The 3,177-nt window shown below is 38.3% G+C and carries 3 protein-coding genes; all 3 read right to left on the reverse strand.

Features of this window, described 5'->3' with window-relative positions:
* Window positions 1-194: 194 nt before the first annotated feature.
* The 3 genes from QZT26_RS17005 to cbiB all read right to left on the reverse strand — a co-directional run bounded on the left by QZT26_RS17005 (window position 195) and on the right by cbiB (window position 3,006).
* Complete coding sequence (locus tag QZT26_RS17005) at window positions 195-995, reverse strand: hypothetical protein (RefSeq protein ID WP_099324005.1); 801 nt, start codon at window positions 993-995, stop codon at window positions 195-197.
* A 90-nt stretch (window positions 996-1,085) separates the two neighbouring features.
* Window positions 1,086-1,895 carry a CbiQ family ECF transporter T component gene (locus QZT26_RS17010; RefSeq protein ID WP_099324004.1) on the reverse strand — a complete coding sequence of 270 codons (810 nt, stop codon included), beginning with the start codon at window positions 1,893-1,895 and terminating at the stop codon, window positions 1,086-1,088.
* Between the two features lie 124 nt (window positions 1,896-2,019).
* Window positions 2,020-3,006, reverse strand: a complete 987-nt coding sequence (cbiB, locus tag QZT26_RS17015; RefSeq protein WP_099324003.1) for an adenosylcobinamide-phosphate synthase CbiB — start codon at window positions 3,004-3,006, stop codon at window positions 2,020-2,022.
* Window positions 3,007-3,177 lie beyond the last annotated feature (171 nt).

A 3,177-nucleotide genomic window follows, 5' to 3' on the forward strand; every position in this document is an offset into this window, starting at 1 on the left:
ATAATTCCATCAACTTATTCATAAGTAGTGTCCTCCAAATTGTCTGATTACTATTTACGAGGATACTACTATACTTTATAATAAACTAAAAATCACCTTTTTGGTTGCGGCCAAAGGCCGCGCTAGGGAAATCGTGGTAATTTGTGGATTATTTATTTTACTACATGTTTGTGAACCAAAGGTTCATGGATGTTTCATTTTGTCATCTTGCTTTTGAATATTTTCTCCTTCTTTTTTCTGCCAGGCCTGTTATCTTCGTTTTCAAGCGCCTGTTCCAAATAAGTATGCCATTTATCGCCATAATGCTTTTCCAGCCATGTCTCAATATGTCCGGTCCAGCGATTGTATGCCTGCCGTATCGTTTTTATTACGGGGTGTACTTCTGAAGTGCAGAGAATAGATGGAACCTTTGGTACTTCTATTAGAAAATATTCCGAAGGTTTTTCATTCCAGATGGCACTTATTTTTACACTATCTTTACACTGATCTAGTCTTTTCCGTGTATCATCGACTGAACAATGGGGAGAGATTTTGCGCAAAAGAGCCTGGTCGTCTTTGATGGCATAAAAAAGACGGAAAACGTGTGTGTGTTTCAATCTGACATATTCTTCAGGGGCAATATACTCGTTGTAAATACAAGGTGCCGGGACGTCGTGCATAAAACTATCTTTCCTGTCGGGAAATGCCTTGCATACATACGGCCTGCGCTTTTTACCATACGCAGCGCATCGCAATAGTATCTGCATATCATCGGATGCGTCATCTTTCCATGTTAAATAAAACTCCAGGCACTTGCATGGATTATAAACAATATCCTTTGCGTGAAGGGCGGTATAAAGCAATTTTATGCCATACGCAGCGCTTCTTTTCCTGAAGATATGTTTCCATATGCCCAAATGATTCTGCTTCCTGGGAATGCTCATAAAACAACATATGCCGTCAGCACAAATGTCTTCTGTGTAACAAACGCGTCCTTTATTAGAATTTATTTCCATGTCAGAATTCTTCCTTTAATATCCGGTGAGTCGATGCCTCATGTTGATAAAAAGAGATTGTAACCGCGAATCTTTAGCTTTTTGAAGTAATCATATCTGTAAATTTTGCCATAAATGTGAGTGTGATATTTTAATGTTTTCTATTTTATAAATTACTCCGGAAACGATGCATACCAGCATGATGATTACGCCTATCATAAACAAAAAATCCTTATAGGAAAACCGCAAATGCGCCGTGTTGTACATTTCTCCGCCAGCACAAATACATAATACACTATGGTCTTTTCCGGGAGAATCAGGTCTTTTGTCAAATAATGTAAATGGGGCAGGGATATATTTTTTTAATTTTCTCCGGTGTTTAAAGCCGATAAAACGGTACATTTCAAACCGCAACAGCCTCTTACTGTTATTGATTAATTGAATGATATGATACAAAGCAGATACCATGCGTAATACAAGTGCCCGTGGTATATATAATTTCTCCACTCCTCTCAAAAAATCTGTATAGGACATAGTTACTGATACAACAACAATGAATACTATAGATAAATCAAGTTTGATTATAAAGCACAAAAAAGTCCATATTTCTTCTTTCGCAATACTTACTGCCGAACAGCTTCCTTTGATAAAATAACAAATAAATGCTCTTCTTAAAAAAAGAATGAACAGTAGCATAAAAGGCAATACGGTGATGGGAAACAGGACAAAATGAAATTTTTGCAATAACCGGGCTGGTGAAATATCGGAAAATAAAAAGATTGCAAGTATTAACAAAAAATATACTCCAAAATCCTTCGCCCTGCTCATCGGCGTTAAGGCCATGCAGGAAACAATAAAAAAAAGGGATATGATCTTTGCCCTTGGGTCTAATGTTTCCAAAAAATGCTTAGTACAGTTCATAATTTAATGTATAGGAATTTCAATATTTTTGGAAAGACGCATTGCATGTGAACCCGCTAAAGGATTTTTGATTTCTGCTGGAATTTATCCTTCTGAATCAGGGGGCAGGAACGGCATTTTCATGTCACCTCGAATGCTGCGTCGTTGCCAAAACCCGGACCATCATGATGAAACTTAATCCGCTTATCAAAAACAATACGGACGTGACAAACATTAGCCTTAACGCCATTTCCAGCGATTCCAGTGTTAACTGTTTTTTATTATCGCCGATATAGGGTTTATCCACAACTTCACCCCCATAGGTGCTTGGCCCTCCCAGTTGAACCCCCAATGCACCTGCAAAAGCAGCCTCGGGTATTCCGCTATTAAGGCTCTCATGTTTTCTTCCTTCCTGAAAAGCCGTCCTTAAAGAGGATTGAAAACCATGCCCGCATAAAAAAGAAGCCACAGGAATAAACAAGGCAGATAATCTTGCCGGGATGTAGTTTGCCATATCATCCAATCTCGCTGACGCCCATCCAAGCTTTATATATTTTTCGTTTTTATATCCAACCATAGAATCCAGCGTGTTTACCGCCCTATAGGTCATCGCTGCGACCGGTCCTCCAATGAAACAATAAAATAATGGCGCTAAAGTGCCATCAACACAACTCTCTGCCACCGTTTCTATAGCTGCGCGTATTATTTGTTCTCTGTTTAAATCTGCTGTATCGCGTCCCACAATGCGGGATAACATACTTCTGGCATTTTTTAAATCATTTATACGAAGCATGTTGATCACTTTTTTTGCTTCATCTGCCAGATTTTTTATGGAAATCGCAAAATAAACAATAATACCTCCCGTTATTACCTGACATACCGGGTTCCATTGTTTAGAAAGGGACATAATTTCGCAGGTGATTATATACACGCCGGACACAATGCCGCCGGTTAAAAACAACCCCATCAACCTTTCCGGCAGAGGCAATCTACGCACGATATATTCTATACAATGAATAGATTTCCCTATCAATCTTACGGGATGAAAACGCCATTGTGGATCGCCAATAGTTATATCAAGTATGAATGCGGCAATTATCTGGAAATGGATAAAAGAGAAGGAATCATACATTATTAGTAGAAATCATTAATTAATAAAAGAAAAACCACAGATTTCCTAGCGCGGCCTTTGGCCGCAACCAAAAAGGTGATTTTTAGTTTATTATAAAGTATAGTAGTATCCTCGTAAATAGTAATCAGACAATTTGGAGGACACTACTTATGAATAAGTTGATGGAATTAT

Source organism: uncultured Candidatus Kuenenia sp. (assembly GCF_900696675.1).
In the GTDB taxonomy this organism is placed as follows: Bacteria; Planctomycetota; Brocadiia; order Brocadiales; family Brocadiaceae; genus Kuenenia; species Kuenenia stuttgartiensis_A.